13 protein-coding genes, 1 tRNA gene and 6 pseudogenes are annotated in these 22,095 nt (G+C 57.3%); 11 read left to right on the top strand and 9 right to left on the bottom strand.

Annotated features, from left to right (window positions below):
- Positions 1–75 precede the first annotated feature (75 nt).
- The 3 genes and pseudogenes from HNQ66_RS22990 to HNQ66_RS22985 form a co-directional block, all read right to left on the bottom strand.
- Positions 76–604: pseudogene (locus HNQ66_RS22990) on the bottom strand (GNAT family N-acetyltransferase).
- Positions 601–690, bottom strand: a pseudogene (locus HNQ66_RS23650) (DUF1778 domain-containing protein); the annotation flags it as partial. The pseudogenes HNQ66_RS22990 and HNQ66_RS23650, both read right to left, overlap by 4 nt.
- 15 nt (positions 691–705) lie before the next feature.
- Positions 706–1,509, bottom strand: a complete 804-nt coding sequence (locus HNQ66_RS22985; protein ID WP_343059607.1) for a helix-turn-helix transcriptional regulator — start codon at positions 1,507–1,509, stop codon at positions 706–708.
- Positions 1,510–1,585: 76 nt separating this feature from the next.
- Here HNQ66_RS22985 and traA point away from each other — a divergent pair.
- Positions 1,586–5,566, top strand: a pseudogene (gene traA / locus HNQ66_RS22980) (Ti-type conjugative transfer relaxase TraA); the annotation flags it as partial.
- 249 nt (positions 5,567–5,815) lie between these two features.
- Here the strand turns inward: traA and HNQ66_RS22975 are convergent.
- Positions 5,816–6,205 (bottom strand): annotated as a pseudogene (locus HNQ66_RS22975) (ABC transporter substrate-binding protein); the annotation flags it as partial.
- 361 nt (positions 6,206–6,566) lie between these two features.
- Between HNQ66_RS22975 and HNQ66_RS22970 the strand changes: the two are divergent.
- The 3 genes from HNQ66_RS22970 (at position 6,567) to HNQ66_RS22960 (ending at position 8,102) form a co-directional block, all read left to right on the top strand.
- Positions 6,567–6,812 (top strand): helix-turn-helix transcriptional regulator, encoded by a 246-nt coding sequence (locus tag HNQ66_RS22970; RefSeq protein ID WP_343059606.1) that lies wholly within the window; start codon positions 6,567–6,569, stop codon positions 6,810–6,812.
- Between the two features lie 323 nt (positions 6,813–7,135).
- Positions 7,136–7,210 (top strand) — tRNA-Gln (locus tag HNQ66_RS22965).
- A 166-nt stretch (positions 7,211–7,376) separates the two neighbouring features.
- The gene (locus HNQ66_RS22960) at positions 7,377–8,102 is read left to right on the top strand and encodes a DUF6538 domain-containing protein (RefSeq protein ID WP_184147167.1); all 726 of its coding nucleotides are present in this window, start codon (positions 7,377–7,379) and stop codon (positions 8,100–8,102) included.
- Between the two features lie 348 nt (positions 8,103–8,450).
- Here the strand turns inward: HNQ66_RS22960 and HNQ66_RS22955 are convergent, their stop codons facing one another.
- The 5 genes from HNQ66_RS22955 to HNQ66_RS22935 all read right to left on the bottom strand — a co-directional run bounded on the left by HNQ66_RS22955 (position 8,451) and on the right by HNQ66_RS22935 (position 14,318).
- Positions 8,451–9,629: a DegT/DnrJ/EryC1/StrS family aminotransferase gene (locus tag HNQ66_RS22955; RefSeq protein WP_184147166.1), complete on the bottom strand. Its 1,179-nt coding sequence runs from the start codon at positions 9,627–9,629 to the stop codon at positions 8,451–8,453.
- Positions 9,630–9,632: 3 nt separating this feature from the next.
- Positions 9,633–10,256: an acetyltransferase gene (locus HNQ66_RS22950; RefSeq protein ID WP_184147164.1), complete on the bottom strand. Its 624-nt coding sequence runs from the start codon at positions 10,254–10,256 to the stop codon at positions 9,633–9,635.
- Entirely contained in the window at positions 10,253–10,837 is a 585-nt protein-coding gene (locus tag HNQ66_RS22945; RefSeq protein WP_184147162.1) for a sugar transferase, read from the bottom strand. Before HNQ66_RS22945 ends, HNQ66_RS22950 begins: the two co-directional genes overlap by 4 nt.
- A gap of 96 nt (positions 10,838–10,933) precedes the next feature.
- The gene (locus HNQ66_RS22940) at positions 10,934–12,289 is read right to left on the bottom strand and encodes an O-antigen ligase family protein (RefSeq protein WP_184147160.1); all 1,356 of its coding nucleotides are present in this window, start codon (positions 12,287–12,289) and stop codon (positions 10,934–10,936) included.
- 751 nt (positions 12,290–13,040) lie between these two features.
- Complete coding sequence (locus HNQ66_RS22935; RefSeq protein WP_184147158.1) at positions 13,041–14,318, bottom strand: lipopolysaccharide biosynthesis protein; 1,278 nt, start codon at positions 14,316–14,318, stop codon at positions 13,041–13,043.
- A gap of 77 nt (positions 14,319–14,395) precedes the next feature.
- On the opposite strand from HNQ66_RS22935, the gene HNQ66_RS22930 reads away from it, so the two are divergent.
- The 7 genes and pseudogenes from HNQ66_RS22930 to HNQ66_RS22900 all read left to right on the top strand — a co-directional run bounded on the left by HNQ66_RS22930 (position 14,396) and on the right by HNQ66_RS22900 (position 22,039).
- The gene (locus HNQ66_RS22930) at positions 14,396–15,436 is read left to right on the top strand and encodes a GNAT family N-acetyltransferase (RefSeq protein WP_184147156.1); all 1,041 of its coding nucleotides are present in this window, start codon (positions 14,396–14,398) and stop codon (positions 15,434–15,436) included.
- Positions 15,433–16,407 carry a polysaccharide deacetylase family protein gene (locus HNQ66_RS22925; protein WP_184147154.1) on the top strand — a complete coding sequence of 325 codons (975 nt, stop codon included), beginning with the start codon at positions 15,433–15,435 and terminating at the stop codon, positions 16,405–16,407. The genes HNQ66_RS22930 and HNQ66_RS22925 overlap by 4 nt, the downstream gene beginning before the upstream one ends.
- A 33-nt stretch (positions 16,408–16,440) precedes the next feature.
- Positions 16,441–16,554, top strand: a pseudogene (locus tag HNQ66_RS22920) (IS5/IS1182 family transposase); the annotation flags it as partial.
- 121 nt (positions 16,555–16,675) lie between these two features.
- Positions 16,676–18,097 (top strand): IS4 family transposase, encoded by a 1,422-nt coding sequence (locus tag HNQ66_RS22915; protein ID WP_184147152.1) that lies wholly within the window; start codon positions 16,676–16,678, stop codon positions 18,095–18,097.
- A gap of 541 nt (positions 18,098–18,638) precedes the next feature.
- The gene (locus HNQ66_RS22910; RefSeq protein ID WP_184147150.1) at positions 18,639–20,567 is read left to right on the top strand and encodes a polysaccharide biosynthesis protein; all 1,929 of its coding nucleotides are present in this window, start codon (positions 18,639–18,641) and stop codon (positions 20,565–20,567) included.
- Positions 20,568–20,650: 83 nt separating this feature from the next.
- Positions 20,651–21,048: pseudogene (locus tag HNQ66_RS22905) on the top strand (transposase); the annotation flags it as partial.
- Positions 21,049–21,145: 97 nt separating this feature from the next.
- Positions 21,146–22,039, top strand: coding sequence for an IS4/Tn5 family transposase DNA-binding protein (locus tag HNQ66_RS22900; protein ID WP_246434386.1), 894 nt, complete (start codon positions 21,146–21,148; stop codon positions 22,037–22,039).
- Positions 22,040–22,095 lie beyond the last annotated feature (56 nt).

Genomic DNA, 22,095 nt, shown 5'->3' with positions numbered 1-22,095 from the left:
CTCTGCATTGCACAAGATTGGGAAGCACGCAACGGGCGCAAGCAACCGTTGAGGAGTGCAAAATCGCGCCTCCCTTTACAGCAGGCCTTTGGCGCGCAAATCGGGGGCAAAGGTTGCAAGCGGCATGACGAGGGTCAGCGGCTTTTCTTGTAGCGGTTCGGCTCCGAAAGAAGCGTACCAGTTGGCCGCGCGTTCGCTCTTTGCGCCGATAGTCAGGAGAATACCACCGCCTTCATCGGCGAGCCGCAGGCAACGCGACGCTGCTGCGACAAGGAGTTGTCCTCCCAATCCTTGCCCCGCCATGGCGCGGTCTGTTGCCAGACAGGCAAGCTTGAAGCCCGGTACGTCATGGCGTGCCAGTCCTCTCGTCGTTGATGCCGTTACGATTTCATATGCCACAGACGAGGGCGCTACGGTGTAAAAGCCAAAGATGCGGTTTGGTATCGCATTATCGACAGCACAGAAGGTCTTGGCTGCATTCTGCTCATGGCTCTGTCGTGCAAAGCGTTGCAGAAACTCGTTCATCTGCATATCGCCACAATCAAAAGGAAGCCCGATCATGAGATTTCTTAGTCGGTTCCTCGTGCCATTGCGGAATGCTCATAGGGTATCCGGCAGCGCTGCGACAGCAGCGCATAACTTAGCATTCGGCTTGGGCGGGTTTTCCAGTAGATTGAGGATGCGCAGGAATTTATCTTTCCACACTCACCGTCCACGCATATCGTCTGTCAACGTTTGGGGTAACGGAAAGGTTCTACGGTTGGTGGACAGTTTCCGATATTGTGACGGTGTCAGGTTGTGGTGTCGGAGAAACACCCGGTTGAAATTGGACAGATTGCGATAACCCACCTCGAAGCAGATGTCCGTTATTGGCAGGGAGGTATCCGTCAATAGCTGACCTGCCTTCCAGATACGAAGCTTATTCACGTGGTCGGTGAAACTATGGCCACTATTCTTCTTGAAGAATCGCGAGAAGGCGCTGTCGCTCATACCGACCATGCGAGCCATGTCCGGCAACCGAATGTCCTCGGACAAATTGGCAAAGAGATGCGCAAAGACCTGCTGTAGAGCTTCGAGCGAGCCATAGCTCAAGTCCGGAAGATAGGCTTCCGAAGACAGCGTATCGAACTCGTCGGTGTCCCGTAGCAGCGACAGCAGGGAGAGGAAGGTTGCAAGCCGCATCGAGCCGGTCTGAAACTCCATATCGAGTATCAGGGCCTCTGCCTGTTCCCGCGCGCAGCCCTTGATGGACAGTCCGCGTTGCGCGCGGATTAGGAAATCATGCAATTCAGCCAGTTCCGGCAGGAAGGCCGACGCCTGCTCCAGCTTTGCAGGCAGAAATTGGATGACGATGTCGCGTCCCGGAATGCGCTCGTCCGGTCCAAGTGGCGTCACCCAGTCGTGCGGCAGGTTGCTGCCGATGACGGAAATATGCCCCGGCGTGAACGCGCCGACATGGTCGCCTGCAAGCAAGACGCCGCTGGCGCTGGGAATGTAGTGGATCTCCACCTCCGGGTGGAAATTCCAGACGTTGCGTTCCCAGGGATAGTCGTCGCGGCGCCACAGGAACGGCTCGTCTGCGCCTGTCGCCGGCCATGATATCCGTCTCGACGGCCGCTCCTATGCCGAACAGGGCCTCGATGGCATCGCGCAAAAACATCTCGGCCCCGAAAAAGCGGCGCTCGCCCGCAAGGGCGTCGAGATGTACTTCGCGCCGGCCGATCTGGCGCGGCGGCAGGACATGGCCGACCGGCTGCTCGCCGAGCCGGAACTTCTGCTGAAACAGCTCGCCAACGAACGGTCCACCTTCGATGAGAAGGCTATCGCCAAGGCGCTGCATCGCTATGTCGACGACCCCGCGGATTTCGCGAATATTCGCGCGCGTCTGATGGCGTCCGACAATCTTGTGCTGTTGAAGCCGCAGCAGGTGGATCGACAGACCGGGAAGGTCGCGGAACCGGCGATCTTCACCACGCGCGAAATCCTGCGCATCGAATATGACATGGCGCAGTCGGCGGAGGTCCTGTCGAAGCGCACCGGTTTCGGTATCGCGGGAGCGAAGGTTGCTGCAGCAGTGGGTCAGGTCGAAACGGCCGATCCGGCAAAGCCCATCAAGCTCGACCGGGAGCAAGTCGACGCCGTCCGTCACGTCACCGGTGACAATGCAATCGCGGCTGTCGTCGGGCTTGCAGGGGCGGGCAAGTCAACGCTGCTTGCCGCCGCGCGGGTTGCCTGGGAGGGCGAACATCATCGCGTCTTCGGCGCTGCCCTTGCGGGCAAGGCGGCCGAAGGACTGGAAGACAGTTCCGGCATCAAGTCGCGCACGCTCGCCTCATGGGAACTCTCCTGGGAGAACGGGCGTGATCTCCTGGAACGCGGCAATGTCTTCGTCATCGACGAGGCCGGCATGGTGTCGTCGCAGCAAATGGCGCGTGTATTGAAGGCGGTCGAGGATGCCGGCGCGAAGGCCGTTCTGGTCGGTGACGCCATGCAGCTTCAGCCGATCCAGGCCGGTGCGGCTTTCCGGGCGATATCCGAGCGGATCGGTTCCGCCGAACTTGCCGGTGTCCGCCGCCAGCAGGAAGCTTGGGCACGCGATGCATCGCGTTTCTTCGCCCGCGGCAAGATCGAAGAGGGGTTGGATGCCTATGCACAGCGAGGCCGGATCGTCGAGGCCAAGCACCGCGTCGAAGTCGTCGAGCGGATCGTCGCGGATTGGAGTACGGCCCGCGAAGAGGCGATCGCGCAGTCTCGAGCGGCTGGTCACGACGGCCGGCTGTGGGGCGACGAGATGCTCGTGCTCGCCCACACCAACGAGGATGTGAAGCGCCTCAATGGAGCGCTGCGCAACGTGATGAACGCGGCTGGCGCGCTGACCGCCGCACGCGCGTTCCAGACAGAGCGCGGCGTTCGCGAGTTCGCCGCGGGCGATCGCATCATCTTTCTCGAAAATGCCCGCTTCCTCGAACCGCGGGCGCGCCGCCTCGGCCCGCAATATGTGAAGAACGGCATGCTCGGGACGGTCGTTGCGACCGGAGATCAGCGCGGAGGGCCGTTGCTGTCGGTTCGTCTCGACAATGGCCGCGACGTCGTCATCAGCGAGGACAGCTATCGCAACGTCGATCACGGCTATGCCGCGACGATCCACAAATCGCAGGGCGCCACTGTCGACCGGACCTTCGTGCTCGCCACCGGCATGATGGACCAGCATTTGACCTATGTCTCGATGACCCGACATCGCGATCAGGCAACGCTCTATGCGGCGCGCGAGGATTTCGAGCCGAAGCCGGAATGGGGCCGCAAGCCGCGCGCCGATCATGCCGCCGGCGTCACCGGAGAGTTGGTCGAGACCGGCGGGGCCAAGTTCCGGCCGGACGATGAGGATGCCAAGGAAAGCCCCTATGCCGATGTCCGCACGGATGACGGAACCGTCCAGCGGGTCTGGGGCGTGAGCCTGCCGAAGGCGCTGGCGAAGGGCGGCGTTTTTGTCGGCGATACGGTCACGCTGCGCAAGGACGGCGTCGAGGCCGTCAAAGTGGATGTCGTCGTCACCGATCCGGAGACAGGCGAAAGGCAAACGGAGAAACGCGAGGTTCATCGCAATGTCTGGACGGCGGAACTGAAGGAAACGGCCTCTGACCGCCAGGAGCGGCTCGAGCGCGAGAGCCATCGTCCCGAACTGTTCAAGCAGATCGTCGAACGTCTCGGCCGCTCGGGTGCGAAGACCACGACGCTCGATTTCGAGAGCGAGGCTGGCTACCAGACGCATGCCCGCGATTTTGCCCGTCGTCGCGGTATCAACTTGGCTGCCGAGGTCGCGGCGCGACAAGAGGAGGGGGCTTCTCGGCGGCTGGCGTGGCTTGCGGAGAAGCGCGGGCAGGTGGCGAAGCTGTGGGAGCGCGCCAGCGTGGCGCTCGGTTTCGCCATCGAACGCGAGAAGAGCGTCTCCTATAATGAGGAGCGTTCCGAAACCGTCGCGGCACAAGTGCCCGCGGATCGAACATATCTCATTCCACCGACGACCCGATTTGCCCGTAGCCTCGAGGAGGAAGCCCGCAGGGCGCAACTGGCCTCGGAGCGATGGAAGGAGCGGGAGGCGATTCTTCGCCAGGTCCTCGAGAAAGTCTATCGCGATCCTGATCGCGCGCTGGCTAGGCTGAACGCCTTGGCGTCGGATACCGGCATGGAGCCGCGCCGCCTTGCTGAAGATCTTGCCGCGACGCCTCAGCGTCTCGGCCGTCTGCAGGGATCGCCGCATCTGGTCGATGGCCATGCCGCGCGGGACGAACGGAATGCAGCGATGGCGGCCCTGTCGGATCTGCTGCCGCTCGCCCGGTCGCATGCGACCGAATTCCGTCGTCAGGCCGAACGCTTCTGCATTCGCGAGGAACAGAGGCGTGGGCATATGTCCCTGTCCATCCCCGCGTTTTCGAAACCGGCCATGGCGCGTCTTGTCGAAATCGAGGCGGTCCGTGAGCGCGGCGGACTCGATGCCTACAAGACCGCCTTCGCTTATGCTGTCGAGGACCGTTTGCTGGTTCAGGAAGTGAAGGCGGTCAATGAGGCGCTGACGGCGCGCTTTGGATGGTCCGCCTTCACGGAGAAGGCCGATGCCATTGCCGAGCGCAACATGGTCGAGCGTATGCCCGACGATCTTGCTCCCGATCGACGCGAGAAGCTGGAGCGGCTTTTCAGGGTCGTGCGCCGCTTTGCCGAGGAACAGCATCTTGCGGAAAAGAAGGACCGCTCAAAGGTGGTTGCCGGCGCCAGCGTCGAGCCGGGGAAGGAGACGAGCGGCGTGTTGCCGATGTTTGCCGCCGTAACGGAGTTCAAGACCTCGGTGGAAGACGAAGCGCGGGCGAGGGCGCGAGAGGTTGCCTACTACCGTCACAATCGCGCTGCCCTTGTCGAAAAGGCCGAGCGCATCTGGCGCGATCCCGCCGGCGCCGTCGACAGGATCGAGAGCCTGATCGTGAAAGGCTTCGCGGGTGAGCGAGTCGCGGCGGCCGTCGCCAACGGTCCCGAAGCCTATGGCGCGCTCCGCGGCTCCGATCGCATCATGGACCGGTTGCTGGCAGTTGGCCGCGAGCGAAAGGAAGCTCTCCAGGCCGTGCCGGAAGCTGAAAGCCGCGTTCGCTCATTGGGTGCGTCCTACGCCACGGCCCTCGATAGCGAGACCAAGGCAATCGGCGAGGAGCGCCGGCGCATGGGTATTGCCATTCCGGGCCTGTCGCCGCCGGCAGAAGACGCTTTGCGCGAGCTGGCGGCAGCGATGAAGAAGAAGGGCGCCAAGCCCAACGTTGCCGCCGGGTCGCTCGATAGCAGCATCCGGGAGGAATTTGCGGACGTCAGCCGGGCGCTTGATCTACGGTTCGGGCGCGATGCGATCTTGCGCGGCGAGAAGAACGTGGTCAATGGCGTGCCGCCGGCGCAGCGCCGGGCCTTCGAGGTGATGCAGGATCGCCTGAAGGTTCTGCAGCAGGCCGTTCGCATGGGAAGCGCTCAGCAGATCGTAACGGAGCGTCAGCGTCGGGCCATCGACCGCGGCCGCGGTGTTCTTCGTTGAGCATTTTGGGGCACAGAATAAAGCCGATCATGGCTGAGCAGGAGACCTCCTGCGACACGTACGGAGATCGCGATCGAGATTATCAACCAGGCGCGCGCGATCCTGACCGCCCGCGTCTATGAACTCGAAGGCATTGATTTCGATGCTGCCGAAGCGTTGCGCTTTCACCGCCGAGAATTGATCACCTGCAGCACAGCATCGCCGCTGCCGGCTGCGAGGCGGTCGAGGCCGTGATTACGTTCTGGGGGCGAAGCCCCCGCTCGGAGGCTTGAGAAAGTCGCGGATGCGCTCGATCGAGTAGATGACGTCTTTTGCCGTGAACGGGGAGCCGTCATGGAACGTCACACCTTCACGCAGCTTGAATTCCCAGCGCGTCTCGGAGAGCCGCTTCCAGGACACGGCGAGGCCTGGCTGCGGGTTCAACCGCTCGTCCTGGTTTACCAGCCGTTCGTAGATGTGGGACAGGAGCGAGTTGTTCTCGTTGAGGTCCGCGTAGTGCGGATCGAGCGTCATCAGCTTCATCTGCGTTCCGACGCGAAGGTCCTCGGCCTGTGCGATGCTTGCGATGAATCCTGCGGACAGGGCGATTGCGACTGCTCCGGCAAGGGCTGCCGGGCGGAATCGATGCATGGATGCCATTATAGTGTTCCCTCCTTGAGATTTTTTGGTTACCTGAGGCATGAAAGAGTGCTGCCGCGCACGATGCACAGGTCCGCGATCCGCGGGGCAGGGGTGTTCTGCTCCACGGCAAAGCGCGCGGCGGAAAGATCGCCGAAGCGAGCCGGTTCGTGTCGAAGCAGCTACGGCGTCAGCGATGCGATGGGGACGGGGAGGTTTGTATGGATGATTGCAGGCAAAGTTCTGCTATTCTCAGAATCAGCCATGATCCGAGCTCCCTATAGCTTGGGTTTGGTTAGGTCGGGAAGGTGTTCCAGCACCTTCTCGACCGCATGCTCCAATGTTTCCTACAATAAGATAGAAGTCAATCAGAAAGTTTGCCTTGAATAGCGATCATCTTACGTTGGAGCAGTGCCGTGGAGCACGAGCAATGTTGGGTTGGAGTCAAGCTCAGTTAGCAGAAGCAGCAAACGTCTCGCGCCAGACAATTGCTGATTTTGAACGTGGAGCGCACACGCCCATCGGCAATAATTTGGCGAGTATTATCGCCGCGTTTCAGAAGGCTGGAATAGATTTTATTCCTGAAAATGGCGGCGGCGTTGGAGTTCGGTTTAGGGACCCGGGCTAGCGTCGTATTGACGGCCTGCCTCAGTGCCTCGATACGGAATGGACGCATGTGCGGTTCAAGGCCGTCCGATCTCTCCTCAAACCGCTACAGACCAGACCTGTGCCGATCCACGGGTTCTATAATTGACATCATAGAGCTGGGCACTCAGCCAAGAGTAGTTCGTACCGAGCGTCGGACAGTTGTATCGCCGAAAGTCCGATGGAGCCTCTCGAACTCGCAAGGACGATAACTTAGGCAATGGCATTGCATTCGGATGACTCCTTTGCTAAGGCCGCAGCGAAATGTCGAACTATCGCAGGCGATGCAAACTTAAAAAACAAAGGTGGGGCGTAGCCAAGCGGTAAGGCAGCGGTTTTTGGTACCGCCATTCCCAGGTTCGAATCCTGGCGCCCCAGCCATTTCTCGTTTGTCAAGCTGAAAATCAGGATTTCCAGAGGTTTTGTGCTGGCTGGGAATCCGTTTGGGGACACTGTCGTACAGGATTGTCGTAACGGACTGTCGTACACAGCTGTCGCCCGGGAAGGCGAACCAAATCCTGCTCACCCTCTTCAGAAAGGGTTCAGCATGACAGCAATTCAACACGTCTTCAAACGCGGTTCGGTCTACTGGTGGCGCCGGCGTTTACCGATTGGAATCAACGCGCATGATTGGGTGAGGCTCGAACTGAGCCTCAACACCAAGGAGAGGGGACTGGCAAGGAGGATCGCGCTCGAGGTGACACTCGCCAGCGATCGTCTTCTACCCGCCCTGAAAGCCAAAATGATTTCGACGGAAGACACCAGGAGAATCCTGATCCAGGTCGCCAGGGAGCACAGCGACTATCTCGATTCCATCGCGCGCGGCGGCGATGCAGTGAAAGGCCGGCGAAGCGAGACCGCTTCCGCATGGGCGATCCGTCTTTACACGGCGCAAGGGGAGAGTGCTGTCGTAGGTCCGATCGAGGAGCGCGAACTGCGCGCGGCCGGTCTCGACGACGGCATGATCCACGATGTCAGGCGTAGCCTGGAATTCCACAGGACATCCGGTTTCGCCCGACCCGGCAGGCAGAAGCTCGAAGGCATCCTGAAGCAGCACGGCAGGGTCATGATGTCTCTCCTGTCAAGGATCAGGATCGTAAGCATGGCAGACGGCGGACACAGGTCCGCGCATGCGGAAATGATTTCCGCATCAGGGCCGCCGAACGGACGATCGGTTGCGATCAGCCGCGAGCGTGCGAGGTCGGCACGGAGCGGCGGGTTTCGACAGGGGAACGGAGAGAAGATGCTTCCACGCAGGAAGCGAAGCATTTAAGGGTCGACATAGCCGGTGGCCTTTCACGAGAAGGTTGCTGGTCAGGCCCTCGTTTGGTGTTACTAGCACCGGCGGGGGCCGCTAAGTGTCTGCAGAAGTTTCGATTTCTGCAGACACCACTGGCATAGCCCGGAGAGTTCGTTCCGGCAAGCGATCGGAACACATCCGGAACAGATTGAGCCCTGACATGGTTAACGCCGCACGCGTAACCGGCCAAGCCCAAACGTAAAAGGCAGCTTTGCGCATATGGACAAGATGCTCACACTTCAGTCGTGAAAGGCCTTAAGTGGTTCACCAGCTCGAACAGCACCTGATGTGTCAAGCTCATCGCAAGCTGGTACAGTACTGTTAGGCCGCAGCAAGCTTGCAGACTTCGTCGATCACTTGGCAGGCCTTATTCACCTGCTGGTCGGTGATTGTGGGATGGGTCAAGAAAGCAATACTGGTCTCGCCCAGCTCCCGTGTCACCGCAAATCGCTGCAAAGGCCGCCATCCGGTCCCCTCAAAGGCGCGTTCAAGATATATTTCGGAGGCAGATCCATGCATGCATGGCACGCCCCGATCAGTGATTTCCTGAATGATGCGGTCACGGGTCCATCCGTCGGCAAGCCCATCAACTTCTACGAAGGTATAGAACCTGTAATAGGCGTGGTAGACTTCGCCAACCGGTTCCGGCGTCCGCAACACCTGGGTATGCCGGCGGCAGACTTCGCCGATTGCGCCAGCGATTTCGTTGCGCCTCGCAACCCACTCGTTCAACCGCCCCAACTGGATCAAGCCGATGGCTGCCTGCATTTCGAGCATACGCCAGTTAGTCCCGAAAGTATCATGGACAAGGCGCGGGCCGGGCGGGTGAGGACGCTCATAGACGCCATCCCAGCTTTTCCCATGATCCTTGTACGACCACATCGCTGACCAGAGCGCAGAATCGTTGGTTGTGACCATTCCGCCTTCACCGCCGGTGGACATGATCTTGTCCTGACAGAAGGACCAGGCGCCAATGTGGCCGATGGAGCCGACATTACGCCCCTTGTAGAGCGCTCCGTGGGCTTGGGCGCAGTCTTCAATCACGAACAGGTTGTGCTGCGCCGCAAGGTCCATGATCGGGTCCATGTCGCATGGCTGACCAGCCAGGTGCACCGGAATGATTGCCTTGGTGCGGGGCGTCAGGGCTGCGCGGATGGTCTCGGCGGTGATGTTCTGCGATTCCCTGTCCACCTCGGCAAAGACCGGAACTGCCCCGGCAACGACCACGGTGGAAACAGACGCCATGAAACTGCGCGGGGTGACGATGACTTCATCGCCCGGACCAACGCCAAGAACCTTGAGCGCAACATCAAGCGCGAGCGTGCCGTTGGCCAATGCGATTGCGTGGTTCACGCCGCACCAAGTGGCAAATTGCGTCTCGAACTCGCGGCATAAGTTGCCTGTCCAGTAGTTAACGCGTCCAGAACGCAGCACGTCCGTCACAGCGGCAATCTCGTCTTCGCTAAAGTTGGGCCACGGGGCAAAAGGTGAGTTCAACATGCTTCAGTTCCTAACACGTGCGGGGACGCCGACTGCAACAACGTCGTCGGGAAGATCGGATACAACAGCAGCACCGGCACCGACAATAACTCCGCTGCCGATGCAAATACCTTGGCGGATACTAGCGCCCACCCCGATCCACGAATTGGCGCCGATTTCAACTGATCCCGAAATATGAGCACCAGGCGCCACATGCACACCTGGTCCGACTCGGCAATCATGATCCACGGTTGCTCCCGTGTTAACAATTGCGCCCCTACCAATCTGTGCACCAACATTGATGATTGCGCCGGCTGAGATCATGCATCCTGCACCGAGTTTGGCCCGCGAACTCACCCATGCATGAGGGTGTACGATGGTGATAACAGGAGCGTCGCGCTCTGCAAGGCGGTCGAGGATCGAGAGTCTTGCCCTCCCATCCCCGATACCCACGGCTACTCCTTTAAAACGGCTCACATTCCCCAGAAAATCAGCAAACGTTCCCAAGACAGGCCATTCGAGCGTGGAGACAAGATGCGGGAAGCGGTCGTCAAAAAACACGACCTCATGCCACCCGCATTCTAGCGCGGCATCTGCAATGACACGTCCATGCCCACCGGCACCCGCTATAGCAAGCACCCCGGTCATCCCTCAAAACGCTCCGCTGTCGCGCTTCCATCGGCGTTCACACCTTCGCGCCGCAGCACCTTTGCGAGGGTCAGAAACAAGATGCGCAGATCTAGTAGCAAGGACTGATTGTCAACATACCACACATCTAGCTTAAACTTTTCTTCCCAAGCGAGAGCATTGCGGCCGTTTACCTGCGCCCAACCCGTTAAGCCGGGGCGCATTTCGTGCCGGCGCGCCTGTTCTTTGCTGTAAAGCGGAAGGTATTCCGTCAATAGAGGCCGGGGTCCAACAAGGCTCATGTCACCTTTAAGGACGTTTAGCAGTTCGGGTAGCTCGTCGAGGCTGGTCGATCGGAGGAGCTGGCCGAAAGGAGGAAGGCGCTCCGAGTCCGGGAGAAGCTCCCCCGAAGCATTACGTGCATCCGTCATACTGCGGAATTTGACAAGGCGAAACGGCCTCGCGCCTAGGCCCGGCCGGACCTGACTGAAAAATACCGGCGAGCCGAGGTTCACGCGCACAAGAACGGCAAGCACTATAATAAGCGGCGCCCAGAGGGGGCTGGTCGCTAGAACCAGAGCGACATCAAGCAAACGTTTCATTGGGGGAGCCTCCGATTCCTGGGCTGCTAATGACGTATGGGAAGGAGGTTGGTCAACGCCTTAACGCGACGGTCAACATAGTCGAGTACCTCCGCTTCAAGCGCTTCCTCCATCTTCCAACAGCATATTATTTACCCAAGCGTACAAGACCCCACACAAGAGGCAGTAGTAGTGCGTGTAGAATTTCAGGTTCAGGAACGAGTCGGATATCATCGCGAATCCCCATAGCAGCGACACTGCCATTGTCATAAGAAGGCGATCTGCGAGCGACAAGCCGCTCGAAACGAACCATGGGATTGCAAGAAAGATTAGCCCGAGCGCCAGTTGTAGAAGCCCTCCAGTCACCAGCCAGCTCAAGTACTGGTTGTGGTTGTGTTCATATCCATAGGTCTCGGTGATCAGCTTCTGTAGATAGAGAGAGCCGTGCCCAAACACCAATCGTTCGTGGATTGCAGTCATCGATGTTTTCCACATTGCAAGCCGGTGTCCGATGGACTGATCAGCAGTAGCTAGCGGTTCCTGGTCGGTGGAGGTGTTCGCCGCGACCTGCGGCGTGTTCGTGCTCTGCTCCTGCTGGGTGGTGTTTGGAACCAAGTCCTTGCTTGTTTGTACTTTAAGTTCGGAGGTGCGCGACGTCATCGTCTCCAAAAGCGCGAATGTCGATGCAAACCGGCTTGCAGGGCCGCAATTCGTTCCGAAGCCGACGACGATCGAAATAGCAACGCCGCTCACTGCAGCCAAAGCAATATGATACCAATGCGGTACCCGGTTCTTCAGCGAGGGTAGTAAGCTCAAAACAAAGAGCAGGCCGAAAACGCCAAAAACCGCGAGCGACACCCCTCTCGACCCGGTGTAGGTCGTGGAGACGACGACACTGAACGCAAGGATTATAAGGCGCATCCAGCGCTCGTTGGAACTGAATCGCGCCCATCCGACCAGACTGAGCAGCGCTAGCGTCGAAAATAGAAGTGCGGGGATAAATGGCCAAGGGGCAAGGCCACGCACACGGCATCCCTCTCGAATTTCGGCGAACATGAGGTATGTAAGCAAAAGAAAGCACGCAACCAATAACCAGGGACCTAGGCGGCGAAATAGCAACGCCAATTTGCGCACTTGCAGGCCGCGCACAAGGCCGATTGCTAGCATGCCAATACCGATTAGGTAGAGTTCGAGGCTTGGATTCACCGGTCGGCGGGCACCTTCCTCCAGCCCGGTGAAAAAGAAAAATGCGAGAAGGCTGTAAGTGAAATAAAGCCCGAAGGGTACAAGTAGTCTCCAGATGGAGATTGCATATCTTTGGTTACTCGTCGCATGAAGCAAAAACGGGATGGGACATACTCCGGCAATGGCCAAAAGGGGGGCTACTTTCCCCCCGAGGAACATTGCGGCTGCGAGACTGACAATAAACAGGATGTCAAACATCTGCCGTAGGCGGTCGAGATAATTCCTCATAGAGCAATCCCGGGAGAGCTTGTGTCAACGACAATCTCACGGCCACGAAAGCCGTCTTTTAGTTCGATGTCGCCTTTGATGATCAGGGCTACTTCGCCGTCCGATGTGAAAAACTCAATCACCATCTTTGTGTGGCTGCGACAGCGGTCGCACTTCCCTGTAAGCCTAAAATGGCCCGGATTGTGCCGATGGGCTTCATATGCCTTCTTGCTGCTCACTGCCAAGATATGAACGGATGAGATACCGTTTTCAACGGACCGAGTAGACAAAGTCATCCTGCGATCAATCAGTCGAGATTGATCGCAGAAACGTTCAAATTCATTGCGCGCTGTCCTGTCTGGCGCCGATTCCGAGAAAACGACCTCGCAAATGTATTCCTTGGCTCGATAGCAGTAGAAAACGGGATGTGCAACCGTTGATCGACAGGATTTAGATTACCGAATCACGAGAGCGTCGACAATCTTACGTTGGATGAGGTCTACTTCGGGTACAGCTAACGCCTGCACTTGCTAGAAAATAAGTATGCATTAATGTTGCAATCTGATCATCTCATGGGGCAGGCCAGCTAAATCGTCTTGCTCCAAAGCAAAATATCTAACGAGACGCCATATACAGCGTCGTCTGAGACGTTAGAAGAAAATGGCGTAGAACAATACCCAAGCTAAGCTGCAAGCCTCATTCTGCCAAATTTCAAACGCTTTCAAGCCATTCGATGGCGAACACAATCAAGCGAAGCGCCCAAAATAAATTTCTACCGGAAAATACTCCGATCATGGAGCCATGCAGCACCGAAGATGAGTAGAATATAGCCGCTGTAGGCAGCGATTTCAATGCAGATTATACGACCGATCAGTGCCTCGAAGGCAAGGCCCCGGCTCAGGAAAAGTGATGCCATGCATGCTGCAAAGAGTATCTGCCAGGCAGCCATGAGGTGGATGCATCGAATCGCGACCAGTGCCGAACCCAGTCCCGCACCGACCAGTATAAAGGGCATCGCCGGAGCCATCTGGCGAATGACTTGGCCACTTTCTCCCCAATCGTTGCCGAAATATAGTGAGAAAAACCATGCACCAATTGCGTGGATCAGCACCGCGCCGATAGTGCCGACTGCCGCCAGCCCGGTCGCCACCAAAAGCAGGAACGGCAAGAGACGCTGCCCGGCATGCATACGTTCGTGCAGGTGTTTCGTGAGCAACTGGGAAACCGAAATGGCCACAAGCAGGAGGCTACCCATCAGTAGGTTGCGCGACACCGAGAACTGGCCTGCCAACGTGAGGGGAAAGCTCGAGGTAACAATGAGCACCGGTAATTGCTGGGCTAGGTTATTGCAGGTAGCAGGAAGGCTGCCAAATATAGGAAATTCTCGGTAGTGGCAGGCGGTCACGCGCAAGGCGCGCCACGACATGCCGCGCCAATTCAATCCATGACGATAGGCGAGATACAGCCCCCATGCGCCGCCCATGGTACCAGCAATGAGGAACGCATAAAGCAACCCGACGCGCAAGCCGATAATGCCCATCGCGATGGCAAGAGCCATGTTCACGCTGGCATGCGTCATTTTAATGGTGGCCAGTAGGCCGGTCCTGCCCGCGCGCAGCAGCCAGAAATTGGCGACATGCATGAATGAACCAACGCAGGTATAGATGGCAACGGCGTAGATCCAGTGGCCCATCTCCTCCAGATGTAATAGGGACCTGATACTTTGATAGGCACAAGCAATGATGGCTGTAATGAGCAAACAGAATAAGAGAGTGCAGGCAATGGCTACCATGGCAACGGCCCGTGCACGTTGGTGGCGACGCGGCGCGGTGATAGCCCATTCGTAATAGCCGGTTGCCAGCGGGCCGCACAACGCGCCGCATGTTGTGAGTAACGCTAGCAACGCGAACATTGAGGGGGGGTAGAGGCGGCTTAGCATCGGCAGTGCCAATAGCGGGATTAACTGCGCACCTACAGTGCCGCTAATAAGCTTCAGCGTGGCCCGCAGGAAATGGAAGCGGTTGATGCGCCGGACAGGCAGGATTTTCATGCGGCCGAGCTATGCCTCTTAATCGCAGGGTTGCAATCTTAATTCGCTAATGCATAACCATTGTAGAGGAGACGTTTATGGATATCGACGTTACGATTCAACCGTTCAACAAAACGTTGCACCAGGCCTATGAGCGCCTTCTACCTGAACTGCGCGAAGGAGTTGCGCGCGGTAAACTTTCTTGGCGCTTCGAAAATAGCGCCTCGCCGGAAAGCCGTTTTGCTGTGGCTACCGACCATGCGACAGGCGAGGTTGTGGGTATTAACGCGTTCATGTCGCTTGCCATGCAGGTAGATGGCAATCAGGCCGTGGGCTATCAATCGATGGATACGATTGTGTCACCGCGATGCCGCGGCCAAGGATTGTTCGGACGCATGCTCACCGCGTTCTACGAGGCCAGCTCTACACATGAAGGCTTACTGCTTTATGGCTTCCCGAACGATAACTCGGCTCCTGGCTTCTTCAATAAACTGGGGTGGAAGCGACTCTCGGCCGTGCCGTTCCTCATCAAGCCATTGAGGTTGGGTTATTTTCTGCGCCGCATTATTGGCGAAAAGGCACGTTTTTTCGATATTCCCCTCTCCTTTGCCGCAGCAAAGGATGAGGGTATTAAGGATATTTTGCGTTTCGATGCACGCTTCGATCAGTTCTGGGAGCGTATCGCGCCCGGGATGCCGGTAGCGACGGTGCGCAACCAGCGCTATTTGAACTGGCGACTGAGTGATCACCCCGAAATGCATTATTCCACCAAGGCAATCCAAGATGAAAACGGTGCTATTCTCGCATTCGTGAGTTACCAACTAATTGAAAAACACGGCGGGCGCATAGGATATATAATGGAAGCGCTGGCGCTACCAGGTGAAAAGAAGTCCCTCGTCCGTCTACTACGTTTCGCTATCGCTAGCATGCGCCAGCAGAAAGCCGACGCAGCGCTGGCTTGGGCGCTGCCACATGCGCCGAATTACGACTCATACCGCTCCACAGGTTTTTTGCCGATGCCAGAAAAGATTCGCCCCATCCAGCTGCATTTCGGCGTACGGCCATTGCGTGGCGGATTGGAGCGCGGCCTCGAATTGAAGGATTGGTATATTAGCTACTTGGATTCTGATACAGTATGAACGCGCGCGTTATCCTTTCCTTCGACTGCGAAGGTAAATGGGGCATTGCAGATTGTCTGACGCCTAGCCTACATGCCCAACATCGCGACGCACGCTTGCGTGAAGTATATACGCGCATTCTGGCTCTTCTTGACAAGTACCATATCCCGGCTACTTTCGCCTTCGTTGGCTGCTTTGCTGCTTCGCCCGAGAAACTGGCCTTGATGCGGCCTGACCTTGAGAAATTGGCCTTGCATTTCCCGCATTACTTAGGCCGTGCACTGGAGGATTGTTTCGACGGCACCCGCGAAGGGTGGACGGGCGATTGGGCAGTGCGGGCAGTGCAGAACGCGCAGTGCGATCATGAGGTCGGTTTGCATGGCGTGACCCACATTCCGTGGGACGATCCCGCGATGACTGAAGAACTAGCACGCGAGGAATTGGATATTGCCTATCGCCACGCACTGCCACTGATGGCGAACTGCCGTACGCATATTTATCCGCGCAATGCAGTCGCCTACACACATCTGCTCGCTGAGCGGGGCATGCTGGGGTACCGAGAAGCGCGCCGCCGAACCAGCCGCTTCGCATCGCTGCTTTCCGAATTCAATATTTGGGCCGTTCCAGATGGAGCGTTTGCCTACGAGTCCCCTCAGCGTATTCCTGCAGGGTATTTCCTCAACTGGCGTCATGGGTTACGCAAGTTAGTGCCGGTGACAGTCACACGCTTACGTGTTCGCAATTTGCTACGGCGTGCTGCACGCGACCAAAAGATTGTGCATTATTGGACGCATCCTGAGAATTTTGCGACAGCTCCTTCTACCTTTGCGGCATTTGAAGCTATCCTTCAGGAAGTCGCTATCGCACGCGATGCAGGTCTATGCACGGTATTGACGCAGGCAAGCTACAGTCAGCAGGAGGATAGCTATTCGCGTCGCGCAGCCGATAGCGCCAAAGCAGCAAACAGCCGAACATCACGCAATTTGACATGAGATGTGATTCGCGGTTTCTGGAAGGAGACCGTGATGGGTGATTTGTTTCTATTGAGCGAGCGCCAGATGGCTCGGATCGCGCCGCATTTTCCCTTGGCGCACGGTGTTCCACGCGTTGATGATCGCCGTGTCGTCAGCGGCATTGTTACGTCTTCAAGCATGGCCTGCAATGTAAGCCCACGGTGGAGCTTTCAATTACCCACATCTCTTGCATTGGCTGAATCTCGTATGATTCCTTGTCTGGCACCGAATCGAGGAGCGGCGGTGCATGGACGGAACAGCGACACCATGGTTTGATGAAGAACTTGCTGGTTGCCGTCTTGCAGACAAGCGTCTTGACCGGCGATTGCGGCAATTGGTGGAGAGGATGGGCGGTTCTATCGGAGCAAGCATCCCCCTGGCATGTCAGGACTGGGCCAATACGAAGGCGGCCTATCGCTTTTTCTCAAACGACCGCGTTGGAGAAGCGGACATCCTCGCTGGTCATTTCCAGTCCACCCGTGGCCGTTTCGTTGCAGCGTCTGGCCCCATCCTGGTCCTGCAAGACACGACGGAATTCACTTATCAACGGGAAAGCACCGATGCGATCGGCATGACGTATCGCATCAACAGCGGTAAGGACAAAGCCGTGCGTTTCAGAATGCACACGGTCTGCGGCCTTCTGATGCATTCCAGTCTGGCGGTCACACTCGACGGCCTGCCGCTGGGGCTTTCAGCCATCAAATTCTGGACGCGGTCGAAGTTCAAGGGCACGGCTGCATTGAAAAAGAAGATCAACCCAACACGGGTTCCCATCGAGCAGAACGAGAGTTTCCGCTGGCTGGAAAACATCCGGCAATCTGTCGCCCTGCTCGGCGATCCGGGCCGATGCGTGCATATCGGCGACCGTGAGAGCGATATCTACGAGCTCTTCTGCATGGCCCATGATCTCGGCACCCATTTTCTGGTCCGCACATGCGTCGATCGGCTGGCGGGCGATGGAAATCATACGATTGTCGCCGAAATGACGGACGCGCCGGTCAAGGGCTTTCATGAGATCGAGGTTCGCGACGACAAGGGGAACCGGGACATCGCGACCGTCGAAATTCGATATCGTCGGATCCGCGTTCTGCCGCCGATCGGCAAGCAGAAGCGCTATCCGGCTCTCGATCTCACCATCATTTATGCCCAGGAGCCGAACGAGCCGCAAAACCGGCCGCGCATTGACTGGAAGCTGATCACCGACTTGCCGGTCCAGTCGGCTGCCGACGCAATCGATAAGCTGCATTGGTACGCTATGCGCTGGAAAATCGAGGTTTTCCATAAGATCCTGAAATCCGGTTGCAGAGCGGAAGAAGCCAGATTGCGGACGGCCGAGCGGCTCGTCAGGTTGATCGCTGTCTTTTGCATACTGGCCTGGCGGGTCTTCTGGATGACCATGATCAACCGGACCACGCCTGGCGCCAAACCGCAACTGGCGATCACAGCCGTCGAGATGAAGCTGCTCGATCGTCTCATCGCCGACAAACCCGCTCAATTCGGCGAGTTGAAGCCGTTATCATCTTACCTGACCAAGATTGCCAGATTGGGCGGTTATCTCGCACGGGCAAAAGACCCGCCTCCAGGAAACATCGTCATGTGGCGTGGCCTATCCCGCCTCACGGATATCACCCTCGGCGCAGCCATAGCGGCGGAACTTATGGGTAATTGAAAGCTTCACCGGATGCTTACGATGCTCTATTTATCGAAGCTGAAAGAAATGCTCGGAAAAAACTTCTGAAGCCTGGTTCAACGAGGAGTTCCGGTAGTTAGGCTATGACGGGAAAGATCATTCACAGCGTGCTTGCGGTCTGTTCGGTATCGACTTCGTATTGTCGGTCGAGTAGGGGGACGATGTCGCGATCAGCACGAAGCGGAGAGAACTAGCCAGCCAAAAGCGCTACTTCGGCTGCGGTCACGACGGCATCAACCGGGAGTACCGTGGTCGATTCCTTAATGTCCGGCGAGTGGATTGACTCAGGGCGAGCTATCGTTGCGTGATTGTTTCGGGCATCAATCAGTTTAGGAACAGGGTGCTGTCGCCCTCGAGTTCGAGAGGCAACAGAAAATCTAAGTCGAAGGGTGCCTCAAAATCCGAGGCTACTCAATCAGCTAGAATCCAGCCCTTAATCAGCACTATACGTTCAATCTTTTGCATGTTATCGCGAAAAATCAAGCAAGCAGTGGTTTCTAAATAGCGCTCTATGTCAAAAATGCAGATCGATAATATCGTAGGACCGATTCTTGCTTTGCCTCGTAGTGCGAAGCGAATAATTGCGCTGCTCGTCGACTCAGCAATTTGCGTTCTATCTGTCTGGCTGGCCTTCTTCCTGCGGCTGGGAGACTTCGTGCCGTTAACGGGCAACGCACTATGGGCGGCTATTGCATCGATCTTTCTAGCCTTACCAATTTTTGTGGCTACGGGGCTTTACCGTGCGATCTTCCGTTACAGTGGCCTACCCGCCCTCACTGCGGTGGTGCGCGCCATCGGCATCTATGGCATTCTCTATGCGGCACTCTTCACTGCTGTGAGCCTTCCTAATGTGCCGCGCACAATCGGCATCATTCAGCCCCTTCTGTTGTGCATCTTCATCGGTGGATCACGCCTTCTGGCGCGTTTCTGGTTGGGTGGCCACTACAACAACATCCTGCGATGGTCGAGCCGCCCAAAAGTGCTTATCTATGGTGCTAGTCGCTTTGGACACCAACTCGCTCTTGCCCTAGCTAACAGCCCCGAAATGCAGGTCGTCGGATTTCTCGATGACGATCCGATGCTCCACAGAAAACTGCTGAACGGAGTACCAGTACATTCATTAGCAAGCCTGGAAGGATTAGTGGAAACACATGACATCGGGCATGTGTTGTTGGCTATGCCCAATCTACCGCGTATTCGCCGGAACGAGATCATTTCTCGTCTTCGCGGGCGCCGCGTGGCAGTTCGGACCCTGCCAAACCTTGCCGATCTTGCTCGCGGACGTGTTGCAGTGTCGGATCTCCAGGAACTAGATATTGACGACTTGCTTGGCCGAGAGCCAATCGCGCCAGACCCGGTTCTCTTGGCCAAAAATGTGGCCGGAAAGACTGTTCTTGTTACCGGCGCAGGTGGCTCAATCGGCAGTGAGCTCTGCCGCCAGATCATGGCGATTGGCCCTGCAAGGCTACTACTTGTGGAACTCAGCGAATTTGCCCTCTACAATATCCATCAAGAATTGGAACAAAAGTACAGCGGGATGGGCATCGAAGTAGTCCCGCTACTGGCGTCAATCACCGACCCCATCCGCATTGAGCGCATTATGGAGACTTTCTGTCCGCAGACAGTCTATCACGCTGCGGCCTACAAGCACGTTCCGATAGTAGAACACAATCCATCGGAAGGGATCCGCAACAACGTTTTTGGAACTCTCTGCCTAGCGAAAGCTGCGCGTGAAGCCGGTGTATCTGATTTCGTCCTGATCAGCACCGATAAGGCGGTACGCCCGACAAATATTATGGGAGCAAGCAAAAGGCTTGCGGAAATGGTGCTGCAGGCCTTCGCTCAGAGCTGCAAGACAACTACATTCTCAATGGTCCGGTTCGGTAATGTCCTCGGCTCTTCGGGGTCCGTGGTGCCAAAGTTTCGCCAACAGATTCGCGAAGGAGGTCCGATTACTCTCACCCATCCTGAAATCACGCGGTATTTTATGACGGTGCCCGAGGCTGCGCAGCTTGTGGTACAGGCTGGTGCCATGTCATCTGGAGGCGATGTCTTCGTGCTCGACATGGGTGAACCAGTGCGAATCATTGATCTGGCCAGAAAAATGGTTGAGCTCTCGGGTCTCACAGTCAAAGATGAAGAAAATGAAGAGGGTGACATTGAAATCCACATCACCGGTCTGAGACCAGCCGAGAAGCTCTATGAGGAGCTCCTGATAGGCGACAATCCTGCTAGGACATCTCATCCGCGCATCATGAAAGCCCGTGAGCATTTTATGTCGTGGGCGGAACTCGAGGTCAAACTGCAACAGCTAGACAGTCGTGCCCGGGAAAATGATGTGGCCGGCATCCGGAGCCTCGTGATCGAACTGGTGTCAGGCTACGTTAGCGCCAGCAGGATCGTCGACTGGATCCATCTGGAGCAAATTTCCGAAGCAGGCCGTACCTGACGTTGCTCTGATCCCCAAAAGCTGGACCGTTCATAACTGGAGTTTTCCGCGGTAATTTCCCGGCTGGGAACAGGAGCGGAAGCATGAAGGCATCGAAGTTTTCAGACGCCCAGAAGGCGTTTATTTTGAAGCAGGGCGACGATGGCGTGCCAGTGGCAGAGATCTGCAGGAAGGCGGGTATCAGCCAGGCGACGTATTTCAATTGGCGCAAGAAGTATGCGGGTCTGCTGCCCGATGAGATGCGCCGTCTGAAAGCTCTGGAGGACGAGAATTCCGGGCTCAAGAAGATTGTCGCAGACCTGACGCTGGACCGCGAGATGCTGCAGGACGTCATCCGCCGAAAGCTCTGAGGCCCGTCCGCCAGCGAAAGCTGATCGACGGGATGCTGGTGGATTGGGGCATATCGATCCGACGGGCTTGCAAGGTCCTGAGGTTCGACACGTCTACTTACCACTACAAGCCCCGCCGCACCGGACAGGCCGTAAGCCCACGGTGAGGCTTTCAATTACCCACATCTCTTGCATTGGCTGAATCTCGTATGATTCTTTGTCTGGCACCGAATCGAGGAGCGGCGGTGCATGGACGGAACAGCGACACCATGGTTTGATGAAGAACTTGCTGGTTGCCGTCTTGCAGACAAGCGTCTTGACCGGCGATTGCGGCAATTGGTGGAGAGGATGGGCGGTTCTATCGGAGCAAGCATCCCCCTGGCATGTCAGGACTGGGCCAATACGAAGGCGGCCTATCGCTTTTTCTCAAACGACCGCGTTGGAGAAGCGGACATCCTCGCTGGTCATTTCCAGTCCACCCGTGGCCGTTTCGTTGCAGCGTCTGGCCCCATCCTGGTCCTGCAAGACACGACGGAATTCACCTATCAACGGGAGAGCACCGATGCGATCGGCATGACGTATCGCATCAACAGCGGTAAGGACAAAGCCGGGCGTTTCAGAATGCACACGGTCTGCGGCCTTCTGATGCATTCCAGTCTGGCGGTCACACTCGACGGCCTGCCGCTGGGGCTTTCAGCCATCAAATTCTGGACGCGGTCGAAGTTCAAGGGCACGGCTGCATTAAAAAAGAAGATCAACCCGACACGGGTTCCCATCGAGCAGAAGGAGAGTTTCCGCTGGCTGGAAAACATCCGGCAATCTGTCGCCCTGCTCGGCGATCCGGGCCGATGCGTGCATATCGGCGACCGTGAGAGCGATATCTACGAACTCTTCTGCATGGCCCATGATCTCGGCTCCCATTTTCTGGTCCGCACATGCGTCGATCGACTGGCGGGCGATGGCGATCATACGATTGCCGTCGAAATGAAGGACGCGCCGGTCGAGGGCTTTCATGAGATCGAGGTTCGCGACGACAAGGGGAACCGGGACATCGCCACCGTCGAAATTCGATATCGTCGGATCCGCGTGTCAATCGTAAGCGCGACGAACACCCCACCTTTTAACGGCGCGATTTGGGCTTGAGATTCTGCTCGTTGATTTGGAAGGACGATTTTTCAATGGACGAGCGGAACGATGGT

Source organism: Shinella fusca, assembly GCF_014203155.1.
Classification (GTDB): domain Bacteria; phylum Pseudomonadota; class Alphaproteobacteria; order Rhizobiales; family Rhizobiaceae; genus Shinella; species Shinella fusca.
This window is presented reverse-complemented; position numbering and strand designations above follow the sequence as displayed.